The sequence below is a fragment of the Pseudomonas sp. MDV22-iso1 genome, from assembly GCF_058145095.1.
This window is the reverse complement of the sequence record NZ_JBYVMF010000010.1, coordinates 80930-106888: the sequence shown is the minus strand read 5'-3', so window position 1 is coordinate 106888 and position 25959 is coordinate 80930. Positions and strand designations below refer to the sequence as shown.

Below are 25959 nucleotides of genomic sequence, written 5' to 3'. Positions count from 1 at the left end.
GCCCAATCCGGCGCCAGCGGTGGCTTCGGCAGCATCCTGATTCTGCGGGTTGGCGATGAAGCATTCGAGCGCGTTAGGAGAGCTGCTAGCGGGGCTTGCGATTGGCGCTGGTGCAGTTTTGGTAGGTATTATGTTTTGAAATATGGGTGATTTTATGAGTAAAGAAGATAGGGTTTATTTTGAGAGTGAACTGCTAACGGAGCTGGGGGATCTTGAATGGCCTGGCTTGTCGATTAAGGCGGTAAAGGGGGCGGTTAAATTTCGCTGGGAAAAAAAGTTAGTAGCCGAGCTTGATTTTCAGTATTTGGTAAATTCGAATGCATATGTCCTGAACGGCATAGTCTTCGGGGGGCCTATTTTTGACTGTTGCTCTGAAGTCAATCCTCCTTATAAAAGCAATTTGGGTAGTGCTGCGTGTTTCTCATTTACAACATCAGGAAGGCAAGATAAAAAATTCGGCACAAGTATATATGGCACCATAAGTGCACCTAAACGAGAGGATGTTGGTGCGATATGTGCGCATATCCGGCGCGCGCTTGAAAGCCACTATATTCCCCTCGTGGCAGGGTGTATATTGCCAAGCGCCCGGACTATTGATGATGTGCTGGCAACTCCGACTGACTATGCATATCCCGCATTGTTTATTCATTGTGCTGTTGCTTATAACTCAGAAATCATAAGTAGCGAAAATCTCGAGAAGGTGAAGTTAAATAAAAAGATAATTAAGAATAAAGATTTTGATTTGGGGCTTTTGAGCGGCTTGTAGTATTGTTGGCTGTACATTAGCTTTGGTGTTGGCACTACTGAGAATTGAAAGCGTTAGTTTGAATACTTCCTGCATTCGTTTTGGGTTTGCTCTTTAATAATTTAATTAAAAGTGATTGTGAGGTTAGCGCAGCCACTTACCCCGCTATGAACGGAGACCCTTCTGGCAACGTAATCATCGGCGGCGGCACCCACCCCTACCTGCCGGTAGATGACGAGATTCCCGGCTGGCTGCGCACTACCGTCGATATCCTGATGGCGGTCGCCGGTGCGGTGGGCGGTATCGCACAACTGTTCAAGAACGCTTCCCAGGCCTGCCTCAAATCCGGCATATCCTGTGTGTTGAAATTCACCGCCGGGTTCTTCGCCGGTGAAGTGGCCAGCCGTTACGTCGTGGGACCGGCGATCGAGCCTGCACTCGGCGGTCTGATCGGCAACCCTGTCGATGCCACCACCGGGCGAAAGGTAATCCCTGACGAAACTTATTTCAGCCTCCCAGGCCTGATGCCCATCGACTGGTCACGCTTCTACGCCAGTGACCTGACCGTCGACGGTGTGCTCGGCAAGGGTTGGGTGTTGCCTTGGGAACAAAGCCTGCGCCGCAGTGGCAGCTTCGTTTACCTGACCGACAATCAAGGTCTCACGGTGCCCTTTCAAAATCTCAAGCTTTAGCGTGATTGATAGCCATCATTGTTCTCACATTAAATTAGGAGGTTGTTAATGGATACCTATGACATCGAACGCTACGAGAAGGTACATCTTTGGATCGGTACAAACTTCGAAGCGGAGTCAGATTATCAAAAATATTTTGAGTTGGATTATTCTGCTGAGTTGGATGTGCCCGCGTACAAGGTTTGTGGGTTTTGTAAGGATATAGGATTACGATGGTATGACGAAGACTTTATTGGGGTTATACCTAGGTCTGAAAAAGAAATCGCTTTAGACGATCTTCTTATAAATTCGTCTGTGGATCCTGGCGAGTTAGAAAACGTTAAGGCGAAATGTGCTAATTTGGGCATAACCAAAGCTAATGCAATTTTCTGGTATTCTGATGGCGGAGTTGCCGTTTCTCAACCATATAAATCTAACTACAATGGGTTGAAATATATAGGGTTGTTTGAGGGGAATTAGACTGTTTGAGGTTTTAAGATGGTTCCTCGCCCCATGGAACCATTTTTACCACCTCGACCAACGTGTTTATCAATATCACGGCGGCCACCCGTAAAGACGACAAGGTGCCCTGTGGCGCAACCATTTCCAGCGGCGCGGCAACGTAGTCATTGGAGGTGGCAATCACCATTGTTTGCCAGTCGACGATGAAAACTTGGCTGGCTGCGCACCACTTTGGATGTGCTTATGGCCATCGCCGGTGCGGCGGGCGGTATCGCTTGACTGATCAAGGCAAGCAGCCAGGCTCGGATAAATTCCATCAGGCCGTGCGCGATGAAATTCACCGCAGTTTTTGTGGCTGATGAAGTGGCCAGCCGCGCGATCATTGGGCCTCCCATCGAACGCGTAATTGGTGGCCTGACGGGAATGTGGTGTAACTGTCCTTCACCTACAACGCCCTCGGCCAGGTCCTGACGCACACCGACGGCAAAGGCCAGACCACGCGTCTATTGCGCACTGCTCGCGGTTTGCCAAGCAGCCGCCAGGACGCCAAAGGCCAGCGCATCCGCTATGAATACGACCAGGCCATTCGCCTGACCGCGCTGGTCAACGAAAACAACGCGGCGTATCAGTTCGCCTACGATGCGTCCGATCGTCTGATCGAAGAAAAACGCATCGACAACCTGACCCGCCAGTTCAGCTACAACCTCGGCGGGCATCTGACACGGGTCAACGAAATCGGCTACGGCGAACGCGCCGAACGACCACAACGACAGACCGAATTCGAACGCGATTCCATCGGCCGACTGCTCGCCAAACTCAACGCCGACGCGCGCCAGGACTACACCTACGACGAGGCAGATCGCTTGCTCTCCATCGCGCGCCTGCCTACCGTCAACGGCAAGAAACTCGGCGTCAGCGAAGAAACACTCGAATTCTCCTACGACTTGCTAGGCCGCCTGATCAAAGAGACCACCCCACAAGGCGCCTTGTCCTACGACTACGACCCACTGAGTAACCTGACTACCCTGACTCTGCCTGCCGGCCAGCACCTGAACCACCTGTACTACGGCAGCGGCCACCTGCACCAGCTCAACCTTGACGGCCAGCTCATCAGCGACATGGAGCGCGATGACCTGCACCGCGAGGTGCTGCGCACTCAAGGCAAACTCACCAGTTGTTTCGGCTACGACGCCATGGGCCGTAAAGCCTGGCAATTCGCCTCGACGTTGCCGGCAGAGAAACTCTCGCAGATTCTCAATCCCGGCATTCAGCCTGAGCTGTTGGTAGAACACGCCTACAACCCGATCCATCGCCGTCATCAATACGACCCGGCCGGCGAACTCATCCGCACCCTCGACAAGCTGCGCGGCGAGATCAAGTACGAGTACGAAGCCAGCGGCCAACTGCACAGCCGTGACACGGGCAAGTTGGTGGACAGTGAAGAGTTCCGATACGACGCGGCGGCGAACCGGCTGAACTTCAACACCAGTCAGTTTGATCACGTGAAAGACAACCGGATCAAGCAGTGGCGGGATCAGGAATATACCTACGATGCGTGGGGCAACCTGATTGAAAAGCGCAGCGGGATGAGCCGGCTGCAGACGTTCAGCTATGACTGCGAGAATCGGTTGGTTAAGGCTGAGACCTTGGTTGGCGGCAAGTTGGAAAGTATTGGGGCTTATCGTTATGACAGCCTCGGACGACGTGTTGCCAAGGTGTCGGAAGTCAACGGGGTCACCGAGCAGAAGCATTTTCTGTGGCAGGGCTTGCGCTTGTTGCGTGAGGAGACGCCGGGGCAGAGCAGCCTTTATGTGTATGAGCCGGGGAGTTATGCGCCACTTGCTCGGGTGGACCAGGAAGAGGGTGGGGAGCAGACGCTTTATTACTTCCATACCGACCAGATTGGTACGCCGCTGGAGATGACTGACCGCGAGGGGCGGATTGTCTGGCAGGCGACGTACAAGGCGTGGGGGTCGGTGGAGCGTCTGGACGTCAACGCAGTCGAACAGAATCTGCGGTTTCAGGGGCAGTATTTCGACGACGAGACGGGGCTGCATTACAATACGTTTCGGTATTACGATCCGGAGGTGGGGCGGTTTATTACGCAGGATCCGATTGGGTTGTTCGGGGGAGACAATCTCTACAGATATGTAGAGAATCCTATTAGATGGATTGATGTTTTGGGTCTTGCAAGCTCAAATCCTGGGGTGTACGACGTATTTTTTGAGGCGCTTGGCTGGCCCCGTCAAATAGATTGCTTCGCCCCCAGTCAGATAGCGACGCTGGCTGAAAACAAGTTGGATAGCGCACGTGGTGTTGCAGTACGACTTTGCTTGCTGGATATTCGCTTACTTTAAAGCAAACAAGATTGCTACTAATTTAAATAAGGATCGATATGTCGCTGGTATACAAGACAGGTTTAAAACCTGTTGAGATTGATCTGATCGAATCAGAAATCAAGCGGACCTTCCCAGATGATTATAGGGCGTTTTTAATAGCAGCGAATGGCTGCTTTGTGACAGCGCCTGAATATGCGCAGATTCAGCTAAGCGCTGTTGACGAAGGAACTATCAGCTTTGATCAACTTTTTGGGCTTTTACCAGGAGAGGATTGCAATGATTTAATCAGTTTTAATAAAGAGTTTGTTCATGAATTGGATTTTGTAGAAGAAGCGGTCGTTATAGGCGAGGATGGAGGGGGAAACCCTTACGTGATCATTGGGAAAGCCGGAAGTCAGGGTGTTTACTATTGGGATCGCACGCATCTCCATGAATCGGATTCAAAAAACCAGTTTGATATTCCAGAGCAAAATGGAAGTGGTAGTTTGTTTTTTATATCTGGAACCTTTCGTGAGTTTCTCGATCTGGTAATTATGAGTGTGGGTGGAGTTGCAACCATCAGACGGGACTGAAAATAGAAGTTGTCTCGTACCGCGGGCCAGATATACCATCCGGCTGGGGCGCGTGTTAACAGCCAAGTTGAGCAAATGCTGAGCCTCTGCCAACTGTTACATTACGAGATTTTAATATGATTGATGTTGATGAAGAGATTATAAAAATAAGGAAGTTTAATTTCTTTTCTAACTTGGGTGTGAGCGAAACGAAAGACAGCACATTAATATATATAGGCAGTGTCAGAGAAGCTTTCGTGGAGCCTTCGGTGCAAGCGTTTGAGGGGCTCTATAATGATGTTAAATGGTTGCCTTCATCCCGATGTCAGCCGGATCCTTTTTATAATTTACCTAAACCATCATCCGATCTTGTCGCGATGCGCATGAAAATTAATAAGGCGGTTTTGGCCGCGACGAACAATTTTGATAAGAGCAAGTTCCGATGTGCTCCGCATGATTTTAGCGTTGCAGCAAGAAATGGGGTGTGTTTTACCTTTAGGCAGTATGTGTCTGAACAGTATTACGGTTTAGGTGATCATTGGGCAAGGATTGCTGCTCTGTATGGTAAAGGGCATTGGCCTATAGGTTTTTGTGAGAATAAGTTTTTCGTTATTTAAGTTTTCGAAGTGGCAAGGCGGTGAAGTTGCCAGTTTAGCTATCCGAAATAAGTCGAGTTGGGAGTAAGATATGGGTGAAATTAAGCAATGAACCAGGAAATTGAGCGTAAGATAATTTTTTTGCGGAGCCAATTGGATGAAGCTGATATGTTTCTTGGTTGTCCTGCGCGAGAAGAGGACATTGTAGCTCTCGGTTCAAGGACCAAAATTGAATTTTCGGAAAATGTGCCTGATCAATATGTAGCGTTTCTTAAGTCGTATGATGGCTTGGTTTCGAGTGGTATTTTTATATATTCAAGCCGGCCTCATAAATTTTTGGATAGTGATGGGTTTAGTCATTCATTTGTAGAGCAGAACGTAATGGCCCGAGACCTTGGGTTTATGAGCAAATTTCTCATTTTTGGTGAAAGTGATCAAGATGAGTACGTTTTTGATATTATAAGAAAAAAGTATCAGGTTCGAGATAAGCAAGCGTTTGATAACGTATTCGAAGAGTTTGATACGTTTGATGGTCTATTGCATTTTATGGTGGATTTGATAGGCGAACGATTGTGAAGTATTTGCGTCGCAATCTATTAGGCTACATGTAGGGCGGGCAGCTTAACATTGGTCAATCAGAATGGTCATATGTAGCTTGCCTTTAAGTAAGGAGTTAATAATTTAAAAATGCTAGATATCAATGGTTTGGAAGTAAGATATGCAAAAATTCATGGCGGCGAAGGGTGTCAGCCAGATGTCTTGCTCTCTATTGAAAAATTATTAGGTGTCAAGCTTCCATCCGACTTTGTGGCGATAGCAAAATTTTACAGCGGTGGATTGTTAGGGGGGATAAGTCATCACGATGTTGGTATTGATGGTGACGCAACAAACATCGTGCGCGAAACATTTAGGTTGAGGCAGGCGGTAGACCTGACGCCAGAATTTATTGTGTTGGCAGAACCTTCAGAAAGCCTTATCGTATTACATATCTGTGGCGAACCCGCTGTTATCTGGTGTGACAGTGTGGACGCGATGAATATAAGTTTGATGGCTTATGAGAATCCGCCGAATTACTGGTTTAGCTATGCCAGTTTCTTTTCGCACTTGCTGGATCAAGAGGAGCTTGAGCGTGGAGTTGCTGAGTAGTAGGTGATTTGTTTGTCATGAGACTTTAATAAAAATTAGCGTTAGTTCACGTATTGCCAACGTCTCCAGGCCAAAGCTAAGGTGTTGTCGTGTTTTATATTATCGAGCCAGACATCGCAGGTGGATTGGGTGAAGGCACCATAATGGATAGCGCATCCCATCCCTTTTTGAAATCTATAATTGACGTGATTTTAACGAGAATGAAAGCAGTTCGCTGCTTGCCGCGAACACCCTCGTCGGAACGCCTCCCGGGCAAGGTCTTTCCAGCGGGGATGGACGCCAGGCTTAACGCGAAATAATCCCATGATCAATCGCATACTTCACCAACGCCGCCGGCTTATCGATATTCAGTTTTCGACGAATACTCAATCGATGGGTCTCCACAGTCCGCACGCTGATATCCAGTTCCCTCGCCATTTCCTTGTTGTTCAACCCCTGAGCCATTTTGTACAGCACCTGACTTTCCCGAGGTGTCAGCTCAGTGTCGGTGCTTTTATCAGCGATCAGCCGTTGGGCAATTTCTGCGCTGTAAAACGACCCACCGTTGGCGATGGCTTCGATGGCCGCGATGATTTCCCGGGACGGTGAGTTCTTGAGGACGTAGCCGCTGGCACCGGCGCGGACGGATTCGCTGACGTATTCATGATTGTCGTACATGCTCAGCACCAGCACTTTGAGCGTCGGGTAGCGGTTGCGCAGCAGTCGTGTGAGTTCCAGGCCGTTCATGTCTTTGAGGCTGATGTCGACCAGTACCAGGTCTGGCTGGCAGCGGCCGACCATGTCGATTGCGTCTGCGCCGTTCTCGGCTTCGCCCACCACTTCCAGCGGTGCCATGACCGAGAGCAGGGCTTTGATGCCGTCGCGGACCAGGGAGTGATCGTCGACCAGGGCGACGCGGATCGGGGAGGGCAGGTTCATCGCAGCTTTTACTCTTGTTGTTGGGTGGGCGGTCAGCGTGTGGCGCCGGTGGGTTTCATCGGCAGCAGCACGTCCAGCTCGCTTCTTCCCGGTGTCGATATCAGGGCGAACTGGCCACCAAAATGTTCGACGCGTTCGCGGATGTTACGCAGGCCGATGCCGGTTTGGCGACGTTCGACCTGGGCGACGTTGAAGCCGATGCCGTCATCGACCACGCTCAGGCGTACGCCTTCTGTTGAGCCGTGCAGGGTAATCGCTACGTTTTTCGCCTGGGCATGGCGTTCGATGTTGGTCAGGCCTTCTTGCACGATGCGAAACAGCGAGACGGCGGCGCCGTCCACCAGATCACAGTCGAATTCGTTGTCGTTGTAGGTCACTTTCAGGCCGCTGCGTTGCTCGAATTCGGCGGCGAGCTGGCCGATGGCGGCGGGCAGGCCGAGGGTGTCGAGCAGGGACGAACGCAGGTCGTGGGAAAGGCTGCGGACTTCGCCAATGGCATCGCCGAGGCGTTCGGTGGCTTCTCGCAGGATGCTCAGGCCTTTGTCCTGACCGTTCTCCAGTACATGGCTGGCCAGCTCGAACTGGAATTTGATCGAGACCAGCACCTGGCTGATGCCGTCGTGCAACTCGCGGGACACTCTGGAGCGTTCTTCTTCTTGCAGGCTGACGATGCGCTGGGTCAGGCGCTGGAGTTTTTTGTCGGCCAGTCGGTGTTCGCTGACGTTGAGTGTCATGCCGCTGGCGAAGACGAACAGCACCGCGACGAGGGCCACGGCGGCGATGGCCAGCATGGTTTTGCGGATGCCTTGGGCGACCTCGTCTCGGGCTTGCTGGGTGGCGCGTTCGACGTCTTCCAGGTAGATGCCGGTGCCGAGCATCCAGCCCCAACGGTCGAGCATTACTACGTAGGCGAGTTTGTCGGTGACTTGTCCGGATGAGGGTTTGTTCCAGGCATAGCGCTGGAAACCTTCACCGGATTCGGCACTTTTCAGCAAGGCCTGGATCACCGGCAGGCCGTGCGGGTCTTTCATGTCCCACAGGTATTGGCCGACCAGTTCCGACTGGCGCGCGTGCATCAGGCTTCGGCCTTCGCGGTCGTAGACGAAGAAGTAGCCGTTGATGCCGAAGCTGAGTTTGCGCAGTTCTTCCAGTACTTGTTGCTGCGCGTGGGCGTCGCCGTGGCCGTTGTCGTAGAGCGGGGCGATCAGGCTTTGCGCCATTTCCACGTAGTTTTTGAGCTCTGCGCGCTTGCTCGCCAGGATGCTGTCTTCGATGAGCTGCGCCTGCTGGTCGCCGAGTTGGCGGTTCAGGGAAATCACCAGCGCACAGATGACCGCGATGGCCAGGACCAGCGGCAGGATGCCGAGCGCGACGATTTTGTGTTTGAGCTGCATCTGGGCTCCTGTCCGGGCCGAGGGGAAAGCGAGGGCCCGGCATCATATGCCAAAGATACGCGGGTTCTGTAGCGCTGCTGGACGGAATGACTTGTGGCTAATCTCCCGTAGAAGCAAAGCTTGCCCACGATAGCGGTGGATCAGCTGGCATCATTGTCGAACGAAAGATTGTCATCGCGGGCAAGCCCGGCTCCCACGGTAATACTGTTCACTTAAGAAGAGGCGAGCACGGTACTGTGGCGAGGGGATTTATCCCCGTTGGGCGCAGCCCCAAAACTGCGACCGAGGTGTGTCAGTTACACAGCGTGCACTGATTTTACGACTGCTGCGCAGCCGAACGGGGATAAATCCCCTCGCCACAGTACTGTGCTTGCCTGAAGCTCTCTTACAGAGAAAAGCATTATGGCTCCCATTTAGGCTTTGTGTTTGGGCCTGTAAATGGGGGTATCTACGTAGAACTACGTAGTCCGTGTGTACGTAGTTCTGCGGATTTATTTGTGGACGGCATGCGCGGATATTGGGCCAGCTCCGCACAGCGGACACAATTATAAAAATTACCGCCGCGGCCACGAGCTGTCGGCAGGAGACACACAATGCCCCGTCTGGCTAAACACCTCGCCTGGTTTGCCGTGGCTGTCCTTGGAGCGTTCGCGCTGAGTGTCGTGGCCCTGCGCCGCGGCGAAGCCATCAACGCCCTGTGGATCGTAGTCGCAGCAGTCGCTATCTACCTCGTCGCTTATCGCTATTACAGCCTGTTCATCGCCAACAAGGTGATGCAGCTCGACCCCAATCGGGCCACGCCCGCTGTGCTCAACAACGATGGCCTGGACTTCGTACCGACCAACAAGCACGTCCTCTTCGGTCACCACTTCGCGGCCATCGCTGGCGCGGGGCCTTTGGTCGGTCCGGTGTTGGCGGCACAAATGGGCTATCTGCCCGGTACGCTATGGCTGATCGCCGGCGTGGTGCTGGCCGGTGCGGTGCAGGACTTCATGGTGCTGTTCCTGTCCACCCGCCGCAACGGTCGCTCCTTGGGCGACATGGTGCGTGAGGAAATGGGCCGCATTCCCGGCACCATCGCCTTGTTCGGCTGCTTCCTGATCATGATCATCATCCTCGCGGTGCTGGCGCTGATCGTGGTCAAGGCCCTGGCCGAGAGCCCGTGGGGCATGTTCACCGTGATGGCGACCGTGCCGATCGCGATGTTCATGGGCATCTACATGCGCTACATCCGCCCGGGCCGCATTGGCGAGATCTCGGTGGTGGGCGTGTTGCTGCTGCTGGGTTCGATCTGGCTGGGCGGGCAGATTGCTGCTGATCCGGTGTGGGCCAAGGCGTTTACCTTCACCGGGATCCAGATCACCTGGATGCTGATTGGTTACGGGTTTGTCGCAGCGGTGCTGCCGGTGTGGCTGATCCTGGCCCCCCGTGACTACCTGTCGACCTTCCTGAAAATCGGCACCATCATGGCCCTGGCGATCGGCATCCTGGTGACTATGCCAGACCTGAAGATGCCAGCCCTGACCCAGTTCATCGACGGCACTGGCCCGGTGTGGAAAGGCGGTCTGTTTCCGTTCCTGTTTATCACCATCGCCTGCGGTGCGGTGTCGGGTTTCCATGCGCTGATTGCTTCCGGCACTACGCCGAAGTTGCTGGCCAGCGAAGGGCATGCCCGTTACATCGGTTACGGCGGCATGCTGATGGAATCCTTCGTGGCGATCATGGCGATGGTTGCCGCTTCGGTGATCGAGCCGGGTGTGTACTTCGCCATGAACAGCCCGGCGGCGATCGTCGGTTCCGATGCGGTGACGGTTGCGCAGACGGTCAGCAGCTGGGGCTTTGCGATCACGCCGGACGCGCTGGAAGCGGTGGCCCGGGATATCGGTGAAACCACCATTCTGGCCCGTGCCGGTGGTGCGCCGACCCTGGCTGTGGGCATCGCGCAAATCCTGCACCAGTTGCTGCCAGGTGAAAACACCATGGCGTTCTGGTACCACTTCGCGATCTTGTTTGAAGCGTTGTTTATTCTGACAGCGGTGGACGCCGGTACCCGTGCCGGGCGCTTCATGCTGCAGGACTTGCTCGGCTCGTTTGTGCCGGCGCTGAAACGCACCGAGTCCTGGACTGCCAACCTGATCGCCACCGCCGGTTGCGTGGCGATGTGGGGCTACCTGCTGTATCAAGGCGTAATCGATCCGCTGGGCGGCATCAACACCTTGTGGCCGCTGTTTGGTATCTCCAACCAGATGCTGGCGGGTATCGCGCTGATGCTGGCGACGGTCGTGCTGATCAAAATGAAACGTCAACGCTACGTCTGGGTGACCATGCTGCCCGCCGTCTGGCTGCTGATCTGCACCACCACGGCCGGTTTCATCAAGCTGTTCGACGCGAACCCGGCGATTGGTTTCCTGGCATTGGCCAAGAAGTACAGCGATGCGCTGGCCAATGGTCAGATCCTGGCTCCGGCCAAGGACATCAACCAGATGCAGCACGTGATCTGGAACGCCTACACCAACGCGACGCTGACGGCGCTGTTCCTGCTCGTGGTGTTCAGCATCCTGTTCTTTGCACTGAAAGTCGGTATTGCCGCCTGGGGTACGAAAGAGCGCACGGATAAAGAAGCACCGTTTCAGGCGCTGCCAGAGGCTTGAGTGAGGAGGGCACATGTTCAATGACTTGAGCCGCCTCGGTAAATACCTGGGGCAGGCTGCGCGCTTGATGGTGGGGATGCCTGACTACGATAACTACGTTGAGCATATGCAGAGCAAACACCCGGACAAGCCGGTGATGGATTACGAGATGTTCTTTCGGGAGCGCCAGGAGGCGAGATACGGGAGTAAGGCTGGACCTAAGTGTTGTTGATGCGATTGTGGAATTAGCAGCAATCCTGTGGGAGCTAGCCTGCTAGCGATGGCGGACTGTCAATCAACAGTGATGTTGAATGTTCAGCCGCTATCGCCAGCAGGCTAGCTCCCACATTTGCTGTCTGTGTATCCACTAACCAGGTGTATCAGCTACCGCCACTGCCACCGCTGCTGCTCCCGCCACCTGCCTTGTCAGCACCACCGGCTTTCGAGCCGGCAGGTGTAGGGCCGCTGTCGGTAGTGCCGCCATCCGCGCCTTGTGGCAGGGAAGCAGCGTCCGGATCCGCGTTGGTGGCTTTGGGCGCTGGATCACGGGTCTGGCTGGTACCATCCGCAGAGGGCGTTCCAGTGGTCGTTTCGCCCGCCGCAAAGGCGTGAAGCGAGCAGGCCGACATGATGCCTGCAAGCGTAAGTACCGCAATTTTTCTGTTCATCATGTTGAATTTTCCTTGCGAGTGGTTAACACAACATTGGAAGGATGCGCGGGCCATAGGTGCGGGCCAGCGGACGAACGGTATCGACACTCAAATCCTGAAAACCACAAAGCCCTGAAATGTCAGGGCTTTGTCGTATGGGTGAGTTGTGTCTGCGCCGTTCAATCAACGCCGCAAGCGTATTTTCTGCCAGTTATCCGCACTGGTGAGCGTTCCCGTGTCGCCGCGCACTGAATACAAGGTGGCTCGATAGAAAGCAGTGAGGCGAGAGCAGTGCAGGCCACGAAGCTTTCGGTAGGCCCATGTCCAACCATGCTTAGGTATGTCGCTCATACATTCCCCTATATCAGGATCATCCATTCCCTGAGGGTAGCAGGTTACTTCGTCGATGTCGGGCGATTGGATCCAGTCGATGCCAGATTGCCTTCGGAGCGTCTAGGTGGCGCTTATCGACTGGCGGCGACGATTAACATCATGGGGCGATGCACCTCATCGGCCAGGGCGGGACGGGCAACGAGGTCCTCGGCTGACGGTCCCCACTCGTTGATGTGGTCGAGCCTGAATCCCGCGTCGATCAACAGATTCAACAGTGTTCCCAGCGTGCGGTGCTGCTTGATCACATTGTCGCTCAGCCAGTTGGTCGAGCGCGGGCCCTCGACCTGGTAGTGGTCCACGGGCCATGTTTTGCCTTTGTGTTCGTCGATAATCCAGTCGGGGTGCAGTGAGGCCATGAAGATCGGGTGCTCGATCGAGAACACCAGTTTTCCCCCCGGCACCAGTGCTTGATACACCGTGCGCAGCAGTGCCGCCAGGTCAGTGATGTAGTGCAAGGTCAGCGAACTGTAGGCAAGGGTCAGGCTGGAGGGCTCAAGTTCCAGGTGTTCGAGGTCCGCCTGACGGTAAGTGATACGCGGGTGATGATGACGGGTCTCGGCACGCTCCAGCATCTTCTGCGAGACGTCCAGACCGGTCACGCTGGCAGCGCCTTGTTCGGCGGCCCAGTAACTGAACCAGCCGTAGCCGCATCCGAGGTCCACGACTTTTTGCCCGGCCATTTGCGGTAACAGCGAACGCAGGCTTGGCCATTCAGGCGCGCCGGCGAGTCCTTCAACGGAACGGGGCAGTTGGCTGTAACCCTCAAAAAATTCGGGGGTGTCATAGATGTTCTGCGTCACGTCTTGCCTCTCTCGATGAATCTCCGATGTGGGTCAAAAGGGCAGCCTGTGTAATGTCAGGCTGCCTGTGTCTCAAGATCTTCGACAACCCGGTGAGCCGTCACCGGGCTGCAATTCAATAACGCATTTCTACCGCCACATACGCGCCAATCCCGTCACCCGGATACAACGCCGCAGTGTCCTGGCCTTTGGCGTCGTACAGCGGTTGGACCGCCGTGACGTATTTTTTGTTCGCCAGGTTCTTCAGATCAAGGGACACCTTCCAGTCTTTGCTGGGGGTCTCGTAACCTACGTTCGCGCCAAAAATAGTGTAGGAGGGCGCGTAGAAACTGTTGGCGTAATCCACCGCCGTGCGGGATGCGGACTGCACGTTCACACCGGTGTAGAAGCCTGTCGGATGCTCGTACTGAACTTCACCCTGATACACATGTTTGGGGATGCCCGGCAGTTGGTTGTCACCGAAGGTCGGATCATGACGGTAGTAGAAATCATTGTAGGTGTACACCTGGCGCCATGTGACCTGCTCGCCGCTGTCGCTTTCCCATAAACGCGTGTTCAACCCGGCTTCGATGCCCTGGTGGATCGTTGGCGTCGCGTTGAAGGCACCGGTCACCGCCGCGGCGGTCGAGGTAGCGGGGATCAGTTGAACGTTCAGCAATTCGTTCTTAACCCACGAGCGATAGAGCGCCAGGCTGCCATCGAAAATGCCTTCGGAGCCCTTGATACCGATTTCCACCGTGTTGGCTTTCTGTTCTACCAGCGGACGCACGTACGGCGCGGTCGGACCGGAACCCGAATACTCCCAGGACGCCGGTGGATCCACCGAACGGCTGACGTTGGCAAACACCTGCAGGTTCGGATTGAACTGGTAACGCACGCCGATGCGTGGCGCCAGGCTCCAGTTGTCGTAGGTCACATCGGTGGGGAACGCGGTGGTGTTGGGCACCAGCGATTCCTTCACATTGGCGTGACGACGGACGTTGATGGCCGACAGGCCGGTGGTCAGCCACAGGTCATCCACCAGTTCCAGATCGTTGCCCAGCGAGAACACGTGGTCGAACGAGGAGCCATAGTCCACGAACTTGCGCGTCTGTTTGTTGGCAAACGTGGAATTCACTTCACCCTTCAAATGCTCGGTTGAAGTGAAGGCCAGACTCGAGCGGCTTTCATGGCCGAACCATTGATCCGTGCGGTCGTAATTGATCACGGCGCTGAGGTCATGCCAGTCCCAATAGCTCGGGTTGCTGGGGCTGTTCGGGCTGTTGTTGTGAGCGTACTCGTAGTAGGACAAACCCACCGACAAGGTGGCGTCGTCGTCGAAGGTGTAGGTGGTCTTGCTGCCCGCCCAGACGCTGCCCGGACGCCGGCTGCCGGCACCGCTGGAAGCGGCGGTCGCACTGGCACGATCGCTGTGATGCTTGACCTGATCCAGCGTGGTGGCGCTTGGGTCGTTGTGGTACTCGTCGCGGTAACGCAGCATCAGCTGGGTTTCCAGTTTGGGGCTGAACTTGTAGCCGAAATTGGCGACCACCCCTTGGCTTTTCGAGAGGCTGTAGTCGCGGAATCCATCGCTGCGGTAATTGTCGGCGTTGACGTAGTAGTCGAAGGCACCCTCGACGCCACCAAAACTGACGCTCTGTTTGTTGTAGCCATAGCTGCCAGCTTCAGCGCGCAGGCGCAGCCCCGGCGCGGTGTAGCCGGTCTGGTTGACGAAGTTGATCGCGCCGCCCAGGCTCAAGGCTCCGTACTGGAAGGCGTTGGCACCGCGCAGGATCTCGGTGTAGTTCACCCCGGAGCCGTTCAGAAACTCGTAAGGCGTGCCGCCGGGACCGGTGATGGGCAAACCGTTGAACAGGAATTTGATGCCCTCGCGGAAGTAACCCGGCGAGGTATTGGCTCCCGAGCCGCGAATGGAAATCTTCGCCGCGTCATTGCCGCCGGTGGATTGCACGAACACCCCTGGCTGATAGGCGAGGGTGTCTTGCAGCGTCGCGGTCCGTCCTTTGGACACTTGCTCGCTGTCGACAATGCTGGTGCCGCCCGGAACCTCATCCAGCTGACTTTTAGCGGCCTCGACGGGTGTGATCTGCTGCCCCTTTACCGTGACCGTCTGAAGCTGTGGCTCGACTGATTTCGAAGAGCCAGCTGTTGTGGTTGATGTGTCATCCGCTTGTACGGCACCTGAAAGCAACAAGGCAGAACCGAGTCCCACTGTTGTCAACCAGGTCGCCTGTCGGATGGCCTGCGGTAACTTTTGTAACGCTCCCCGGAATACTGAACGCATCACGCTTAATCCCCAATGAATAGATAAATTCGTCTGAGCTTTCTATTCGTATAGTCATGCTTGATTGGCTCTAAGCAGTAACTGTGCCAATGGGGTTGTTAATTGGAGTTCGCTGTTTAATGGCTCGCAGTGCAGAAGTAACGTTGCTGCGAAGTGATCTTTTATTTGAACCGCTGTTGGTGTGGCAACAGTTGGCGATTCCCTGCGCATCGCTGTAGGAGCACAGCTTGCTGGCGATGGCGGACCGCCATTCGATTTCGATGTTGACTGATGCTGCCTCATCGCCAGCAAGCTGTGCTCCTACAAGGCTGTCAGCTGTTTCTGGTGCAACAGTGAATGGACAGATTGCGAAATAAATGGCAGTTGCTGACTGGCAATAAATGCATATCGATATAAGTGTTTGTCATTAATAAAGGCCCGGGCGATTCGAGTAATAAATCGAATAAACACCACGGAACAAAAGGCCTCGCGCAAGTAACCACCTTTGCAGTAACCGGCTACTAATACTCAATATCGACGCGTATTCGCCCATGGCATGTTCAGTGCATAGGCACTTCCAACTCCTGGTATTTGCTGAACTCTATTAAGGACGCGTCATTGAGAACAGTCTTCAAACTCTCGGGCCTTATCGTTTTATCCCTAGCGATAAACGCCTGCTCGCCCTCAGCGGCTCCCCAGCCCGGCGCGCCGCAGGCTGACGGGACCGTGAACAATGGAATCATTTCCTACCCGGCGGTGGATTTTCACGAGCCGTCACCGGGTCGCAGCGGTGGAACCCTGAAAGTCTCGGCAGCCTCGGACGCCGGCAGTTTCGACATCCACGCCTTGTCCAACGGCAACATTCAGTGGCTGGGCCGAATCCTGTTCGACTGCCTGGTGTATCAGGACGAGCAAGGCAACATCAGCCCGTGGCTGGCGCGTTCCTGGGAGATCTCCGAAGACGGCAAGACCTACACGTTTCACCTGCGCGATGACGTGACGTTCAGCGACGGCGAAAAATTCAACGCCGCCGCGCTGCAAACCAACCTGGAACACATGCGTGATCCGGCGACCAAGTCGCCATTGGCGGCGGCGTACATCGCGCCATACCTGGACGGCAAGGTCGTCGACGAATACACCTTCGAAGCTCACCTGCGTGAGCCCTATACACCGTTTCTGGATGTGCTGGCCCAGTCGTGGCTGGGGATGATCTCGCCGAAGCAGATCCGTGAAGCGCCGAAAACCATCGCCGAACACCCCGTCGGCAGCGGCCCGTTTCTGCTGCAAAGCTACACCCGGGATCAGGGCGCGGTCTTCGTGAAACGCCCCGACTATCACTGGGCGCCGGCAGTCACGCGCCACGTCGGTGAGGCCTACCTGGACCGCATCGAACTCAGTTACGTCCCCGAAGCGATGATCCGCTTCACCGCGCTGGAATCCGGGCAATCGGATTTCGCGCTGGACGCGCCGGCGCAGAACGCGGCTGCAATTCGCGCCAACCCTGAACTGGTGATGCGCAGCCGTATTCGCAAAGGCAACCCGAGTCGCAGCATGACGTTCAACGTCGAGCAGCCTCCCTTTGATGACGTGCGGATACGTCGTGCGGTGGCCCGGGCAATTGATCGCGAAGGCCTGGCCTGGATTTCCGGTTTCGGCGAGTTCCTGAGCAAGGCCGATTTCCTAGCCGCCAACACGCGCTTCTACCAACCCAACAACGACGCCCTGGCGTATGACGTCAGCGCCGCTAATGCCTTGCTCGACGACGCGGGCTGGACGGGACGCGATGCTCAGGGGTACAGGACCAAAGCCGGTCAGCGTCTCAAGGCGACCTTGCTGACCTATGACAATCCGGCCTTTCCCGCCAGCGTGTCGGTGGCCATACAGGCCGATCTGAAAAAAGTCGGCTTCGACATGCCCATTGAAATGCTGCCCCTGACCCGCGTCACGGAGCGGCGCTATGCCGGCAAGTTTCAGGCGTTGGCCGCGGGTTACTGGCACACCAATACGCCTGATGGTTTGTTCGTGCTCTACCACAGCCAGTCAATCAGCACGGCGAAACTGATCGGCCAGAACGCCGGGCGTTTTCGCGACGATGAACTGGATCGCGTCCTCAGCGCCGCGCGTCGCTCTCGCGATCCAGTGGAGCTGCAGGCGCTTTACAGCAAGGCGCAACAGCGTCTGGTTGAAACGGTGCCAGCGGTGCCTTCGGTCGAAAGCCAGGTACTGACCGCGTATGGGCGTCAGGTCAAAGGGGTGATTTTCGACACGTCCCACAACGTTCCGTTTTTCACCAGCGTCTGGCTGGACCGGGGGCAACCATGAACCTGCTCAAACGTATTGCCTGGCGTCTGTTGGCGGGCATTGGTGTGTTGTGGGGCGCGGCCACCCTGACGTTTCTGGCGGTGAACTTCAGTGGCGGCGACACCGCGCTGGCGATCCTCGGTGGCCCGGATGCCTTGCCGACGCCGGAGTTGCTGGCCAGGGTGCGTGCCGAGTACGGACTGGATCAGCCATTGATCGTGCAATACGGCAACTACCTGCTGCGACTGGCCCACGCCGACCTGGGCGAGTCCTATCGCTTGCGCATTCCAGTGTCCCAAGCGATCGGCGAACAGATCGGCGCGACCCTGCAACTGTCCGTCAGCGCCGCGTTGTTGGCGGTGGTGCTGGCGCTGGTCTGCGCGATCCTCACCGCCAACCGTTCGCGCTGGGTTCGTTCGTTCGCGTCAGGCAGCGAACTGGTGATTTCGTCCGCACCGTCGTTCGTGATCGGCCTCTTGCTGCTGCTGGTGTTTTCGTTCCATTGGCACTGGTTGCCGCCGTCCGGGTCCGTGGGCTGGCGCTCGTTGATATTGCCTTCGGTAGCGCTGGCATTACCGGTGGCGGCGGTGCTCACCCAACTGTTGCGCCAGTCCCTGGAAGACACCCTGGAACAGCCCTTTATCGCCATGGCCCGTGCCCGTGGAATGTCCGAAACCGCCGTGCGCCTGCGCCATGCTCTGCGTCATGCACTGGTGCCTTTGGTGACGCTGGCCGGGTTCATTTTTGCCAGCCTGCTGGGTGGCGCAGTGGTCATCGAACTGCTGTTCGCACGCCAGGGCATTGGCCGCCTGATGCTTGACGCCACCAGCAACAAAGACGTGCCCATGGTGTTGGGCGTGACCTTGCTCGCCGCCGCTGTGTACGTGGTGGTGAACCTGACTGTCGATTTGATCAACCGCTGGATCGACCCTCGGGCGGACCAAGCGTGAGTGTCTATGAAAAAGGAAAAATCATGAGTACTGCGATTTCAATTGCTGTGACCGATGAAGACCTGAACCAGCGGTTTGCCAAGGTGTTTGCCCGCATCGCCGACACCGCTGTTGCTCGCGAGCAGCAACGCGAGTTGGCGCATGACGCGGTGACCTGGCTGCGCGAAGCGGGGTTCGGGGCGTTGCGGGTGCCCGTCTCCCAGGGTGGCCTGGGCGCCAGTCTGCCGCAGTTGTTTCGGCTGTTGATTTCCCTGGGCGAAGCCGATTCGAACCTGCCGCAGATCGTCCGTGCGCACTTCGGCTTCGTCGAAGGCCGGCTGTCCAGCCGTGACGCCGACTCGCAGGATTACTGGCTGGGCAAAGTGGTCGATGGCCAACTCTGGGGCGCGGCCATGGCCGAGCGCAGCGACACCACGCGCAACTCGGTCACGCTCAGTGCGGTCGAGTCTGAAACGGGTGAGGCCGGCTGGCAGCTGGATGGCGAGAAGTACTACTGCACCGGCACGCTGTACGCCAACTGGATCGCCGCCGTGGCACTGGACGGCGATGACTTTGTCAGCGTCGCGGTGCCCACCGATGCCCCGGGCGTGACGGTCGAGGATGACTGGGACGGTTTCGGCCAGCGCCTCACGGGCAGCGGCACCACGCGCTTCAAGGCGGTGAAGGTGCCGGCGCAGCATATCGTCCGTCGCTTCAAGAAGGACGAGCTGCGCGCCGAATCCTACCTGACGGCCTTCTATCAGCTGTTCCATCTGGCGACGTTGGCCGGCATTGCCAATGCGGTGCTGCGTGATGCCACCGAATTCGTGCAAGGGCGCACGCGGGCGTTTGGCGTACCGGGGCAATCCAGCCCCAAGGATGATCCGCTGGTGCAGCGTGTCATCGGGCGCCTGTCCAGCCTGGCCTATGCCGCGCGCACCCAGGTGTTGGCGGTGGCTCAGGTGCTGCAGGACGTCCATGAAGCGGAGCAGGGCGGTACTGCCACCGAACAGCAGTACACCGAGGCGGAAATTCGCGCGTATCAGGCGCAACAGATCGTGCTTGAGCAAGTGCTGGAGGCCACGACCTTGCTGTTTGAAGTGGGCGGCGCGTCCGCCACCAGCGAGGCACGACGCTTTGATCGGCATTGGCGCAATGCGCGCACGCTGGCCTCGCACAACCCGGCGATCTACCGCGAGCGCGCCCTGGGCAATTACTACCTCAACAACATCAGCCCCAACGCCGCCTGGCGCCAACTGCAAGCGGCCGACGCCGAGAAGCAGGGCAGCGGCGCGCGTGACGAAGCGAGTGCCGTATGAGCAAGCCATCGAGCAATACCCGTGACGGACAAATGAGCCTGGGCATGAACATCCTGGGCTTTGGCGCGCACTCCGGCGCCTGGCGTGCGGCAGAAGTGCCGGCCAACGCGTATCTGGACGTGGAGTACTACCGCAACATCGCGCGGATTTCCGAACGCGGCTGCCTGGATGCGATTTTCCTCGCCGATGGCCCGGCGTTGGCAGGCGACGTTGCCAGTCAGCCGGGCGGACGCCTGGAACCCACCGTGTTGCTGACCGCCGTGGCGCTGGCCACCCAGCGCATCGGGGTCATCGCCACGGCCTCCAGCACCTACAACGATCCATACAACATCGCCCGCCGCTTTGCCTCGCTGGACTACATCAGCGGTGGTCGCGCGGCGTGGAACGTGGTGACCAACGCGGGTGATGCCGCTGCGCAAAACTTCGGCTTTGCCGGCGCGCCGTTACACGTGGACCGCTATGCCCGTGCAGACGAATTCATCGACGTCACCGTCAAGTTGTGGGACAGCTGGGAGGACGACGCGATCATCGGCGATGCTCGTGCCGGACGCTTTGCCGACCCGAAAAAAGTCCACACCATCGACTTCGTCGGGCAGCACTTTTCCGTCAAAGGCCCGTTGAATGTGCCGCGCTCACCCCAGGGCCGGCCGGTGCTGGTCCAGGCCGGTTCATCGGAGGGCGGCAAAGCCTTGGGCTCGCGTTACGCCGATGCGATTTTTACCACCCAGACAACTCTGGAGGACGGGCAACTGTTCTACGGCGAAATGAAAGAGCGGGCGCTGGGCTGGGGGCGCAATCCCGAGCACCTGAAAATCATGCCCGGCCTGTCGACCGTGATCGGCAGCACCGAAGCCGAGGCCCATGCACGCTTCGATGAACTCAATGCGTGGCACGGTGAACACGGATTGCTGGAGCAGGTGGCAGGCCGGATCGGCATCGCTGCCAGGGAGCTCGATCCGGATGCGCCATTGCCTTGGGACCGTATTGGTCCGGTGGCTGATTTCGAGCGCGGCTCCCAGGGTTTTCTGGAAGCGCAGCTCAATCTTGCCCGTCGGGAGAACCTGAGTATTCGCCAGCTTTCGCGGCGCATTCTGGTGGGTCACCGGTTGCTGGTGGGCACCCCGGAACAGGTCGCCGACACCTTGTCGCACTGGTACCTGGCCCATGCCGCAGACGGCTTCAACATCATGCCGGACATGTTCCCTTCCGGCGTCGAGATCTTTGTCGACGAGGTCGTGCCGTTGCTGCAAAAACGCGGACTGTTCCGTCATGAGTACACCGGCAGCACGTTGCGCGAGCACCTCGGCTTGCCGTTTCCGACCAATCAATACGCGCTGCGGACCTGAACCCCGGCGTCTCAACATTTCAATGAAAGGATGAACCATGCGTTACCGCCAATTGGGCAACAGTGATATCGAAATCAGTGTGCTGGGTCTGGGCACCATGACCTGGGGCCACCAGAACAGTGAAAGCGATGCGCATCAACAGATTGACCTGGCCCTGGCCGAAGGCATCAATTTCATCGACACCGCCGAGATGTATCCCACGCCGACCCGGGCGGAAACCTGGCGCACCACAGAGCGTTACATCGGCAGTTGGCTGGCCGCCAGCGGCGGTCGTGAGCGTATTGTCCTGGCGAGCAAAATCGCCGGCCCGGCTCGCGATCCTGCGGGTCAGCAGCATATTCGCGACGGTCTTAGCCGGCATGATCGCCGCAACATCGTCGAGGCGCTGGACGGCAGCCTCAAGCGTTTGAATACCGATTACCTGGACCTCTATCAACTGCACTGGCCGGACCGCAAAACCAACTTCTTCGGGCAGCGTGAATACCCTTATCTCAATGACGCTGACAGCGTCGCCATCGAGGAAACGCTGGAAGTACTGGCCGATCAGGTCAAGGCCGGCAAGGTCCGTCACATTGGCGTGTCCAACGAAACCCCGTGGGGCGTGGCCGAGTTCATCAAGCAAAGCGAGCGCCTCGGTCTGCCACGGATTGTCAGCGTGCAGAACCCTTACAGTCTGCTGAATCGCCTGTACGAGGGCGGCCTCTCAGAGTTCAGCCACCGCGAGGGCGTCGGGCTGCTGGCGTACTCGCCACTGGCGTTTGGTGCGCTGACCGGCAAATACCTGGGCGGCGCGCGTCCTGAGGGTTCGCGGCTTTCGGCGGTCTATCGCACGTTCAATCGCTATGACAGCGCGTCGGCCCAGGCAGCGATCGCCGGTTACGTAGAGGTTGCGCAACAGCACAACATCAGCCCGGCGCAATTGGCACTCGCCTATGTCATCAGCAAGCCGTTCGTTGCCAGTGCCCTGACCGGTCAGACTAGCCTTGCGCAATTGCGCGACAACCTCGGTGCGCTGGATGTCACCCTCAGCGAAGAGATTCAGGCGCAAGTCCAGGCCATCCACCAACGCATTCCCAACCCCGCGCCGTGACATGACGCTTGGGGAATGACTGGGTTCGAAAAAAGGAGCGGTGAATGGCGCAGACAATTGGAACGGTGATGACAGGGCCGGTGGTGGGCGTCGGGGGGCAACGTCCATTGCGTCTTGCCCGCCTGGGACGGTTGCGACCCGGTTTGTTACTGGCCGGGGTGTTCGTGGCACTGTTGCTGCTGGCGGCAGCGTTTCCAGCGGCGCTCGCTCCGTACGACCCGCTCGATGCGTCGGCGCGATTGGCCTTCCAGCCGCCCGGCAGCGCTCACTGGCTGGGCACCGATGAAAATGGTCGGGACGTGCTCAGCCGTTTGATCCACGGCGTGCGCTCGTCGTTGTTCATGGGCCTGGCCGCAACAGCGCTGGGCCTGGCCTGGGGCGCGTTGCTGGGGTTGTTGTCGGGCCTTGGACCGCGTTGGCTGGACGCCGCGCTGATGCGCGCCATTGATGTGCTGCTGGCGTTTCCCGACCTGTTGCTGGCGCTGGTCATCATCACGTTCTTCGGTCAGGGCACCGCCAACCTGATTCTCGCCGTGGGCATTGCCGGCGTTCCCCGTTATGCACGACTGGTGCGGGCGCAAACGCTCAATGTGCGTAACGCCGGTTATGTCGAAGCGGCGGTCACCTTAGGGCAATCGCAGCTGGCGGTGGTGCTGCGGCACATTCTGCCGAATGCGTTCAAACCCGTGCTGATCCTCGCCACCATCGGTATCGGCGGCACCATTACGGCTGGTGCGGCCCTGAGTTTCTTGGGGTTCGGTGCGCCGCCTCCCGCGCCGGAGTGGGGCGGGATGATGGCCATCGGTCGCAGCTTCCTGGCCAACGCTCCGTGGCTGGTCGCCTGGCCGGCGCTGGTCATCACCCTCACCGTCGTCTCCATCAGCGCCATTGGCCGCGAACTGCTGCGTCGCAGCGAAGGAAAACCTCTATGAATGCGAATATTCAGACCCTGGGTCCGTTGGTTGATATCCGTGATTTGACGGTGCGTTTCGGCGCGGCCGAAGCGGTGCTGCACGGCGTCAGTGTGCAGGTGCATCGCGGCGAATGCCTGGCGCTGGTGGGGGAGTCGGGGTCCGGAAAAAGCGTGACCGCGCGGACTCTCGCCGGGCTTACCGGCCGGGGTGCGCAGGTGCAGGCGGCCAAACTGGCGTTTCAAGGCATCGACCTGCGTCAGCTCAATGAGCGGCAATGGCAGCGGCTGCGCGGCGCGAGCATCGGATTTGTCATGCAGGACGCGCTGGGTGCGCTGGACCCGTTGCGCCGCGTCGGTGCCGAAATCGAAGAGCCATTGCAGTTGCACACGCCGTTGGGCCTTGAAGCCCGGCGTTTGCGCGTACTGGAGTTGTTGCGCAATGTCGGCGTGCCCGAGCCGGAACTGCGGGCTAGCCAATACCCGTGGCAATTGTCCGGTGGCTTGCGGCAACGGGCGTTGATCGCGTCCGCCATCGCCTGTAACCCACGGCTGATTATTGCCGATGAACCCACCACGGCACTGGACGCGACGGTGCAGGCACAGGTCATCGCCTTGCTGGAAAGCTTGCGCGGTGAGGACAACGCGCTGTTGATGGTCAGTCACGATTTGTCGGTGGTGTCGCGCCTGGCGGACCGTGTGGCGGTGATGCGTCATGGCGTCATCGTTGAGCAGGGCACGACCGAGCAGGTGCTGCAAGACCCGCGTCATCCGTACACCCAGTCGCTGCTGCGGGCTGCCAGGGCCGTGCATTTTCAACCGGCGCGCAGGCTGCTCAGCGCGGTCGAAACCGAGCCGGAGCCGGTGGGCGAGGTGTTGCTGGAGGCGCGCGATCTGTCGAAATCTTACATCGGCCCTGACCACCGTAGCCGTACTGTGCTGAACCAGGTGTCGTTGCAGCTGCGTCGCGGTGAAACCCTGGGCATCGTCGGTGAGTCAGGCTCCGGGAAGACCACGTTGACCCGATTGATTCTTGGGCTGGAAACCGCCGATGTCGGCGATGTCTGGATCACCGGGCAGCGCTGGTCGACGATGGACACCGCGCAAAAGCGTCAGACGCGGCGTGCGGTGCAGGTGGTGTTCCAGGACCCGCTCAATTCCTTCGATCCGCGCTACACGGTGCAACGGGTGTTGTTCGAAGCGTTGGCGGTGGCGGGGTTGCCGCGCCGCGATTGGCGCAGCCGGGCGATTGAATTGCTCGACCTGGTGCGACTCGACGCCAGCGTGTTGTCCCGTCGGCCGATTGAACTCTCCGGTGGGCAGCGACAACGCATCGCCATTGCCCGGGCGTTGGCGTCCCAGCCGCAAATCCTGATCTGTGATGAGCCAGTGTCGGCGCTGGATGTGTCGGTGCAAGCGCAGATTCTCGAACTGCTCGACGACCTCAAGCGGCGTCTCGGGCTGGCCTGCCTGTTCATTTCCCACGACCTGGGGGTGATCAATCACGTGAGTGATCGCGTGTTGGTCATGAAGGATGGCGTGGTGGTGGAATCCGGCTCGGTGCGCGCGGTGTTCGACCGGCCGGCGCATGCCTACACACGGGCATTGATCGATGCGATTCCGACACTCGAAACCGAGTACACGCCGCCCGCGTTTATTCTGCAGTTGGCGATCTGAGGGTCTGGTTTGAAAAGGAGTATGGATGGTGCCCAAGCAACTGCACGTCAACCTGTTTGAAATGAACTGTGTGAGCCAGCGATCGATCTGACAGCTTATCCCCGTGAGTGGTTGATCAGTTACTTGGTCAGCCGCCAGGTCAAGGGCTGGCAAAGTTTGCAACGCTACAACCCGGCGTCGACGGTGGGCGCGGTGTTGGCGCAGTTTTCGGGGTTCAATCAGGAGCGTTTTTTTGTCGCGGGGACGCCGAGTGTGATGGCCGATGAAATCGAGAAATGGCTGGATGTGGATGGCATTGACGGGATCAATCTGCGTCAGTACCTGTCGTTCGAAACGGCCCGGGATTTTATCGAGTTGGTGATTCCTGAATTGCGTCGCCGTGGTCGTTTTCGTGAGCGTTACAACGACGGGGAAACCTTGTGGGAGCGATTGTTCGGGGCAGGTCAAGCGCGTTTGCCGGCCGACCATTTCGGCGCCCGCTTCCGCGATCCCGCGGCGCTTGGGCAACCGGCGTTGCCATTGCGTTTTGCGGCTATAACCGTCTGATATTCACCATCGAAGTCGCCTGGTATGGCCTCATCGCGGGCTGACATTCAACATTGATGCCGCCGGATAGTGCCTCATCGCGAGCAGGCTCACTCCTACAGTTTGATCGGCGGTGGGCACCAGATCTGCGTCCAGCGCAAATCCATTGTAGGAGTGAGCCTGCTCGCGATGGCGGTCTGACATTCACCTACGATGTCGCCTGACAAGGCCCCATCGCGAGCAAGCTCGCTCCTACAGTTTGATCGGCGGTGGGCACTGGGTCTGGGTCCAACACGAATCCCCT

22 protein-coding genes and 2 pseudogenes are annotated in these 25959 nt (G+C 57.5%); 18 read left to right on the top strand and 6 right to left on the bottom strand.

The annotated features are described in order from the left end of the window. Positions 1–154: 154 nt before the first annotated feature. The 3 genes and pseudogenes from AC3ZVB_RS13755 (at position 155) to AC3ZVB_RS13745 (ending at position 1896) form a co-directional block, all read left to right on the top strand. On the top strand, positions 155–766 hold the full coding sequence (locus AC3ZVB_RS13755) for a hypothetical protein (protein WP_490146809.1): 612 nt from the start codon (positions 155–157) through the stop codon (positions 764–766). 161 nt (positions 767–927) lie between these two features. Next, positions 928–1431 (top strand): annotated as a pseudogene (locus AC3ZVB_RS13750) (DUF6531 domain-containing protein); the annotation flags it as partial. 54 nt (positions 1432–1485) lie between these two features. Beyond that, a complete protein-coding gene (locus AC3ZVB_RS13745) occupies positions 1486–1896 on the top strand; it encodes an immunity 22 family protein (protein ID WP_490146808.1) in 411 nt (136 codons plus the stop codon). Positions 1897–2042: 146 nt separating this feature from the next. On the opposite strand, the gene AC3ZVB_RS13740 is transcribed toward AC3ZVB_RS13745, so the two are convergent. Then, positions 2043–2261 (bottom strand): hypothetical protein, encoded by a 219-nt coding sequence (locus AC3ZVB_RS13740; RefSeq protein ID WP_490146807.1) that lies wholly within the window; start codon positions 2259–2261, stop codon positions 2043–2045. Between the two features lie 54 nt (positions 2262–2315). Between AC3ZVB_RS13740 and AC3ZVB_RS13735 the strand changes: the two are divergent. From AC3ZVB_RS13735 to AC3ZVB_RS13715, 5 genes and pseudogenes are all read left to right on the top strand, one after another. After that, a pseudogene (locus AC3ZVB_RS13735) lies at positions 2316–4070 on the top strand (RHS repeat-associated core domain-containing protein); the annotation flags it as partial. Between the two features lie 203 nt (positions 4071–4273). After that, the gene (locus AC3ZVB_RS13730) at positions 4274–4789 is read left to right on the top strand and encodes an SMI1/KNR4 family protein (RefSeq protein WP_490146806.1); all 516 of its coding nucleotides are present in this window, start codon (positions 4274–4276) and stop codon (positions 4787–4789) included. A 116-nt stretch (positions 4790–4905) separates the two neighbouring features. Continuing rightward, positions 4906–5385, top strand: a complete 480-nt coding sequence (locus tag AC3ZVB_RS13725) for a hypothetical protein (RefSeq protein ID WP_490146805.1) — start codon at positions 4906–4908, stop codon at positions 5383–5385. Between the two features lie 87 nt (positions 5386–5472). Further along, positions 5473–5940, top strand: a complete 468-nt coding sequence (locus AC3ZVB_RS13720) for a YrhA family protein (protein WP_162438130.1) — start codon at positions 5473–5475, stop codon at positions 5938–5940. 111 nt (positions 5941–6051) lie between these two features. Further along, positions 6052–6510 carry an SMI1/KNR4 family protein gene (locus tag AC3ZVB_RS13715; protein ID WP_490146804.1) on the top strand — a complete coding sequence of 153 codons (459 nt, stop codon included), beginning with the start codon at positions 6052–6054 and terminating at the stop codon, positions 6508–6510. 285 nt (positions 6511–6795) lie between these two features. Here the strand turns inward: AC3ZVB_RS13715 and AC3ZVB_RS13710 are convergent, their stop codons facing one another. Together AC3ZVB_RS13710 and AC3ZVB_RS13705 are read right to left on the bottom strand one after the other, a co-directional pair. Next, positions 6796–7428, bottom strand: a complete 633-nt coding sequence (locus AC3ZVB_RS13710) for a response regulator (RefSeq protein ID WP_162438128.1) — start codon at positions 7426–7428, stop codon at positions 6796–6798. Between the two features lie 32 nt (positions 7429–7460). Continuing rightward, on the bottom strand, positions 7461–8822 hold the full coding sequence (locus AC3ZVB_RS13705; protein WP_490146803.1) for a cache domain-containing protein: 1362 nt from the start codon (positions 8820–8822) through the stop codon (positions 7461–7463). Between the two features lie 593 nt (positions 8823–9415). On the opposite strand from AC3ZVB_RS13705, the gene AC3ZVB_RS13700 reads away from it, so the two are divergent. Both AC3ZVB_RS13700 and AC3ZVB_RS13695 read left to right on the top strand, forming a co-directional pair. Further along, positions 9416–11473, top strand: a complete 2058-nt coding sequence (locus tag AC3ZVB_RS13700; protein ID WP_194693683.1) for a carbon starvation CstA family protein — start codon at positions 9416–9418, stop codon at positions 11471–11473. 13 nt (positions 11474–11486) lie between these two features. Next, the gene (locus tag AC3ZVB_RS13695; protein WP_059406027.1) at positions 11487–11684 is read left to right on the top strand and encodes a YbdD/YjiX family protein; all 198 of its coding nucleotides are present in this window, start codon (positions 11487–11489) and stop codon (positions 11682–11684) included. Positions 11685–11832: 148 nt separating this feature from the next. Here AC3ZVB_RS13695 and AC3ZVB_RS13690 read toward each other — a convergent pair whose 3' ends face one another. The 3 genes from AC3ZVB_RS13690 to AC3ZVB_RS13680 form a co-directional block, all read right to left on the bottom strand. Then, entirely contained in the window at positions 11833–12123 is a 291-nt protein-coding gene (locus AC3ZVB_RS13690) for a hypothetical protein (RefSeq protein ID WP_162438091.1), read from the bottom strand. 443 nt (positions 12124–12566) lie between these two features. Continuing rightward, complete coding sequence (locus AC3ZVB_RS13685; RefSeq protein ID WP_490146802.1) at positions 12567–13295, bottom strand: class I SAM-dependent methyltransferase; 729 nt, start codon at positions 13293–13295, stop codon at positions 12567–12569. Between the two features lie 115 nt (positions 13296–13410). Further along, a complete protein-coding gene (locus AC3ZVB_RS13680; protein WP_490146801.1) occupies positions 13411–15579 on the bottom strand; it encodes a TonB-dependent receptor family protein in 2169 nt (722 codons plus the stop codon). A gap of 705 nt (positions 15580–16284) precedes the next feature. Between AC3ZVB_RS13680 and AC3ZVB_RS13675 the strand changes: the two genes are divergently transcribed. From AC3ZVB_RS13675 to AC3ZVB_RS13640, 8 genes are all read left to right on the top strand, one after another. Next, a complete protein-coding gene (locus AC3ZVB_RS13675; RefSeq protein ID WP_490146800.1) occupies positions 16285–17880 on the top strand; it encodes an ABC transporter substrate-binding protein in 1596 nt (531 codons plus the stop codon). Further along, the gene (locus AC3ZVB_RS13670; RefSeq protein WP_490146799.1) at positions 17877–18809 is read left to right on the top strand and encodes an ABC transporter permease; all 933 of its coding nucleotides are present in this window, start codon (positions 17877–17879) and stop codon (positions 18807–18809) included. Before AC3ZVB_RS13675 ends, AC3ZVB_RS13670 begins: the two co-directional genes overlap by 4 nt. Before the next feature lie 23 nt (positions 18810–18832). Then, positions 18833–20107, top strand: coding sequence for an acyl-CoA dehydrogenase family protein (locus AC3ZVB_RS13665; RefSeq protein ID WP_490146798.1), 1275 nt, complete (start codon positions 18833–18835; stop codon positions 20105–20107). Then, a complete protein-coding gene (locus tag AC3ZVB_RS13660; protein WP_490146797.1) occupies positions 20104–21453 on the top strand; it encodes an LLM class flavin-dependent oxidoreductase in 1350 nt (449 codons plus the stop codon). Before AC3ZVB_RS13665 ends, AC3ZVB_RS13660 begins: the two co-directional genes overlap by 4 nt. A 37-nt stretch (positions 21454–21490) precedes the next feature. Continuing rightward, the gene (locus AC3ZVB_RS13655; RefSeq protein ID WP_490146796.1) at positions 21491–22543 is read left to right on the top strand and encodes an NADP(H)-dependent aldo-keto reductase; all 1053 of its coding nucleotides are present in this window, start codon (positions 21491–21493) and stop codon (positions 22541–22543) included. A gap of 68 nt (positions 22544–22611) precedes the next feature. Next, positions 22612–23475, top strand: a complete 864-nt coding sequence (locus AC3ZVB_RS13650) for an ABC transporter permease (RefSeq protein WP_490146854.1) — start codon at positions 22612–22614, stop codon at positions 23473–23475. Then, entirely contained in the window at positions 23472–25130 is a 1659-nt protein-coding gene (locus AC3ZVB_RS13645; RefSeq protein WP_490146795.1) for a dipeptide ABC transporter ATP-binding protein, read from the top strand. Before AC3ZVB_RS13650 ends, AC3ZVB_RS13645 begins: the two co-directional genes overlap by 4 nt. A 111-nt stretch (positions 25131–25241) precedes the next feature. Further along, positions 25242–25676 carry a hypothetical protein gene (locus tag AC3ZVB_RS13640; RefSeq protein WP_490146794.1) on the top strand — a complete coding sequence of 145 codons (435 nt, stop codon included), beginning with the start codon at positions 25242–25244 and terminating at the stop codon, positions 25674–25676. Positions 25677–25959 lie beyond the last annotated feature (283 nt).

What these genes read in the sequence shown, in the direction of transcription:
- AC3ZVB_RS13725 (WP_490146805.1), top strand. Translation starts at nt 4,906, where the DNA reads ATGATTGATGTTGATGAAGAGATTATAAAAATAAGGAAGTTTAATTTC.
- AC3ZVB_RS13705 (WP_490146803.1), bottom strand. Translation starts at nt 8,822, where the DNA reads ATGCAGCTCAAACACAAAATCGTCGCGCTCGGCATCCTGCCGCTGGTC.
- AC3ZVB_RS13665 (WP_490146798.1), top strand. Translation starts at nt 18,833, where the DNA reads ATGAGTACTGCGATTTCAATTGCTGTGACCGATGAAGACCTGAACCAG.
- AC3ZVB_RS13745 (WP_490146808.1), top strand. Translation starts at nt 1,486, where the DNA reads ATGGATACCTATGACATCGAACGCTACGAGAAGGTACATCTTTGGATC.
- AC3ZVB_RS13655 (WP_490146796.1), top strand. Translation starts at nt 21,491, where the DNA reads ATGCGTTACCGCCAATTGGGCAACAGTGATATCGAAATCAGTGTGCTG.
- AC3ZVB_RS13755 (WP_490146809.1), top strand. Translation starts at nt 155, where the DNA reads ATGAGTAAAGAAGATAGGGTTTATTTTGAGAGTGAACTGCTAACGGAG.
- AC3ZVB_RS13695 (WP_059406027.1), top strand. Translation starts at nt 11,487, where the DNA reads ATGTTCAATGACTTGAGCCGCCTCGGTAAATACCTGGGGCAGGCTGCG.
- AC3ZVB_RS13660 (WP_490146797.1), top strand. Translation starts at nt 20,104, where the DNA reads ATGAGCAAGCCATCGAGCAATACCCGTGACGGACAAATGAGCCTGGGC.
- AC3ZVB_RS13720 (WP_162438130.1), top strand. Translation starts at nt 5,473, where the DNA reads ATGAACCAGGAAATTGAGCGTAAGATAATTTTTTTGCGGAGCCAATTG.
- AC3ZVB_RS13730 (WP_490146806.1), top strand. Translation starts at nt 4,274, where the DNA reads ATGTCGCTGGTATACAAGACAGGTTTAAAACCTGTTGAGATTGATCTG.
- AC3ZVB_RS13710 (WP_162438128.1), bottom strand. Translation starts at nt 7,428, where the DNA reads ATGAACCTGCCCTCCCCGATCCGCGTCGCCCTGGTCGACGATCACTCC.
- AC3ZVB_RS13670 (WP_490146799.1), top strand. Translation starts at nt 17,877, where the DNA reads ATGAACCTGCTCAAACGTATTGCCTGGCGTCTGTTGGCGGGCATTGGT.
- AC3ZVB_RS13645 (WP_490146795.1), top strand. Translation starts at nt 23,472, where the DNA reads ATGAATGCGAATATTCAGACCCTGGGTCCGTTGGTTGATATCCGTGAT.
- AC3ZVB_RS13690 (WP_162438091.1), bottom strand. Translation starts at nt 12,123, where the DNA reads ATGATGAACAGAAAAATTGCGGTACTTACGCTTGCAGGCATCATGTCG.
- AC3ZVB_RS13700 (WP_194693683.1), top strand. Translation starts at nt 9,416, where the DNA reads ATGCCCCGTCTGGCTAAACACCTCGCCTGGTTTGCCGTGGCTGTCCTT.
- AC3ZVB_RS13680 (WP_490146801.1), bottom strand. Translation starts at nt 15,579, where the DNA reads ATGCGTTCAGTATTCCGGGGAGCGTTACAAAAGTTACCGCAGGCCATC.
- AC3ZVB_RS13650 (WP_490146854.1), top strand. Translation starts at nt 22,612, where the DNA reads ATGACAGGGCCGGTGGTGGGCGTCGGGGGGCAACGTCCATTGCGTCTT.
- AC3ZVB_RS13715 (WP_490146804.1), top strand. Translation starts at nt 6,052, where the DNA reads ATGCTAGATATCAATGGTTTGGAAGTAAGATATGCAAAAATTCATGGC.
- AC3ZVB_RS13740 (WP_490146807.1), bottom strand. Translation starts at nt 2,261, where the DNA reads ATGATCGCGCGGCTGGCCACTTCATCAGCCACAAAAACTGCGGTGAAT.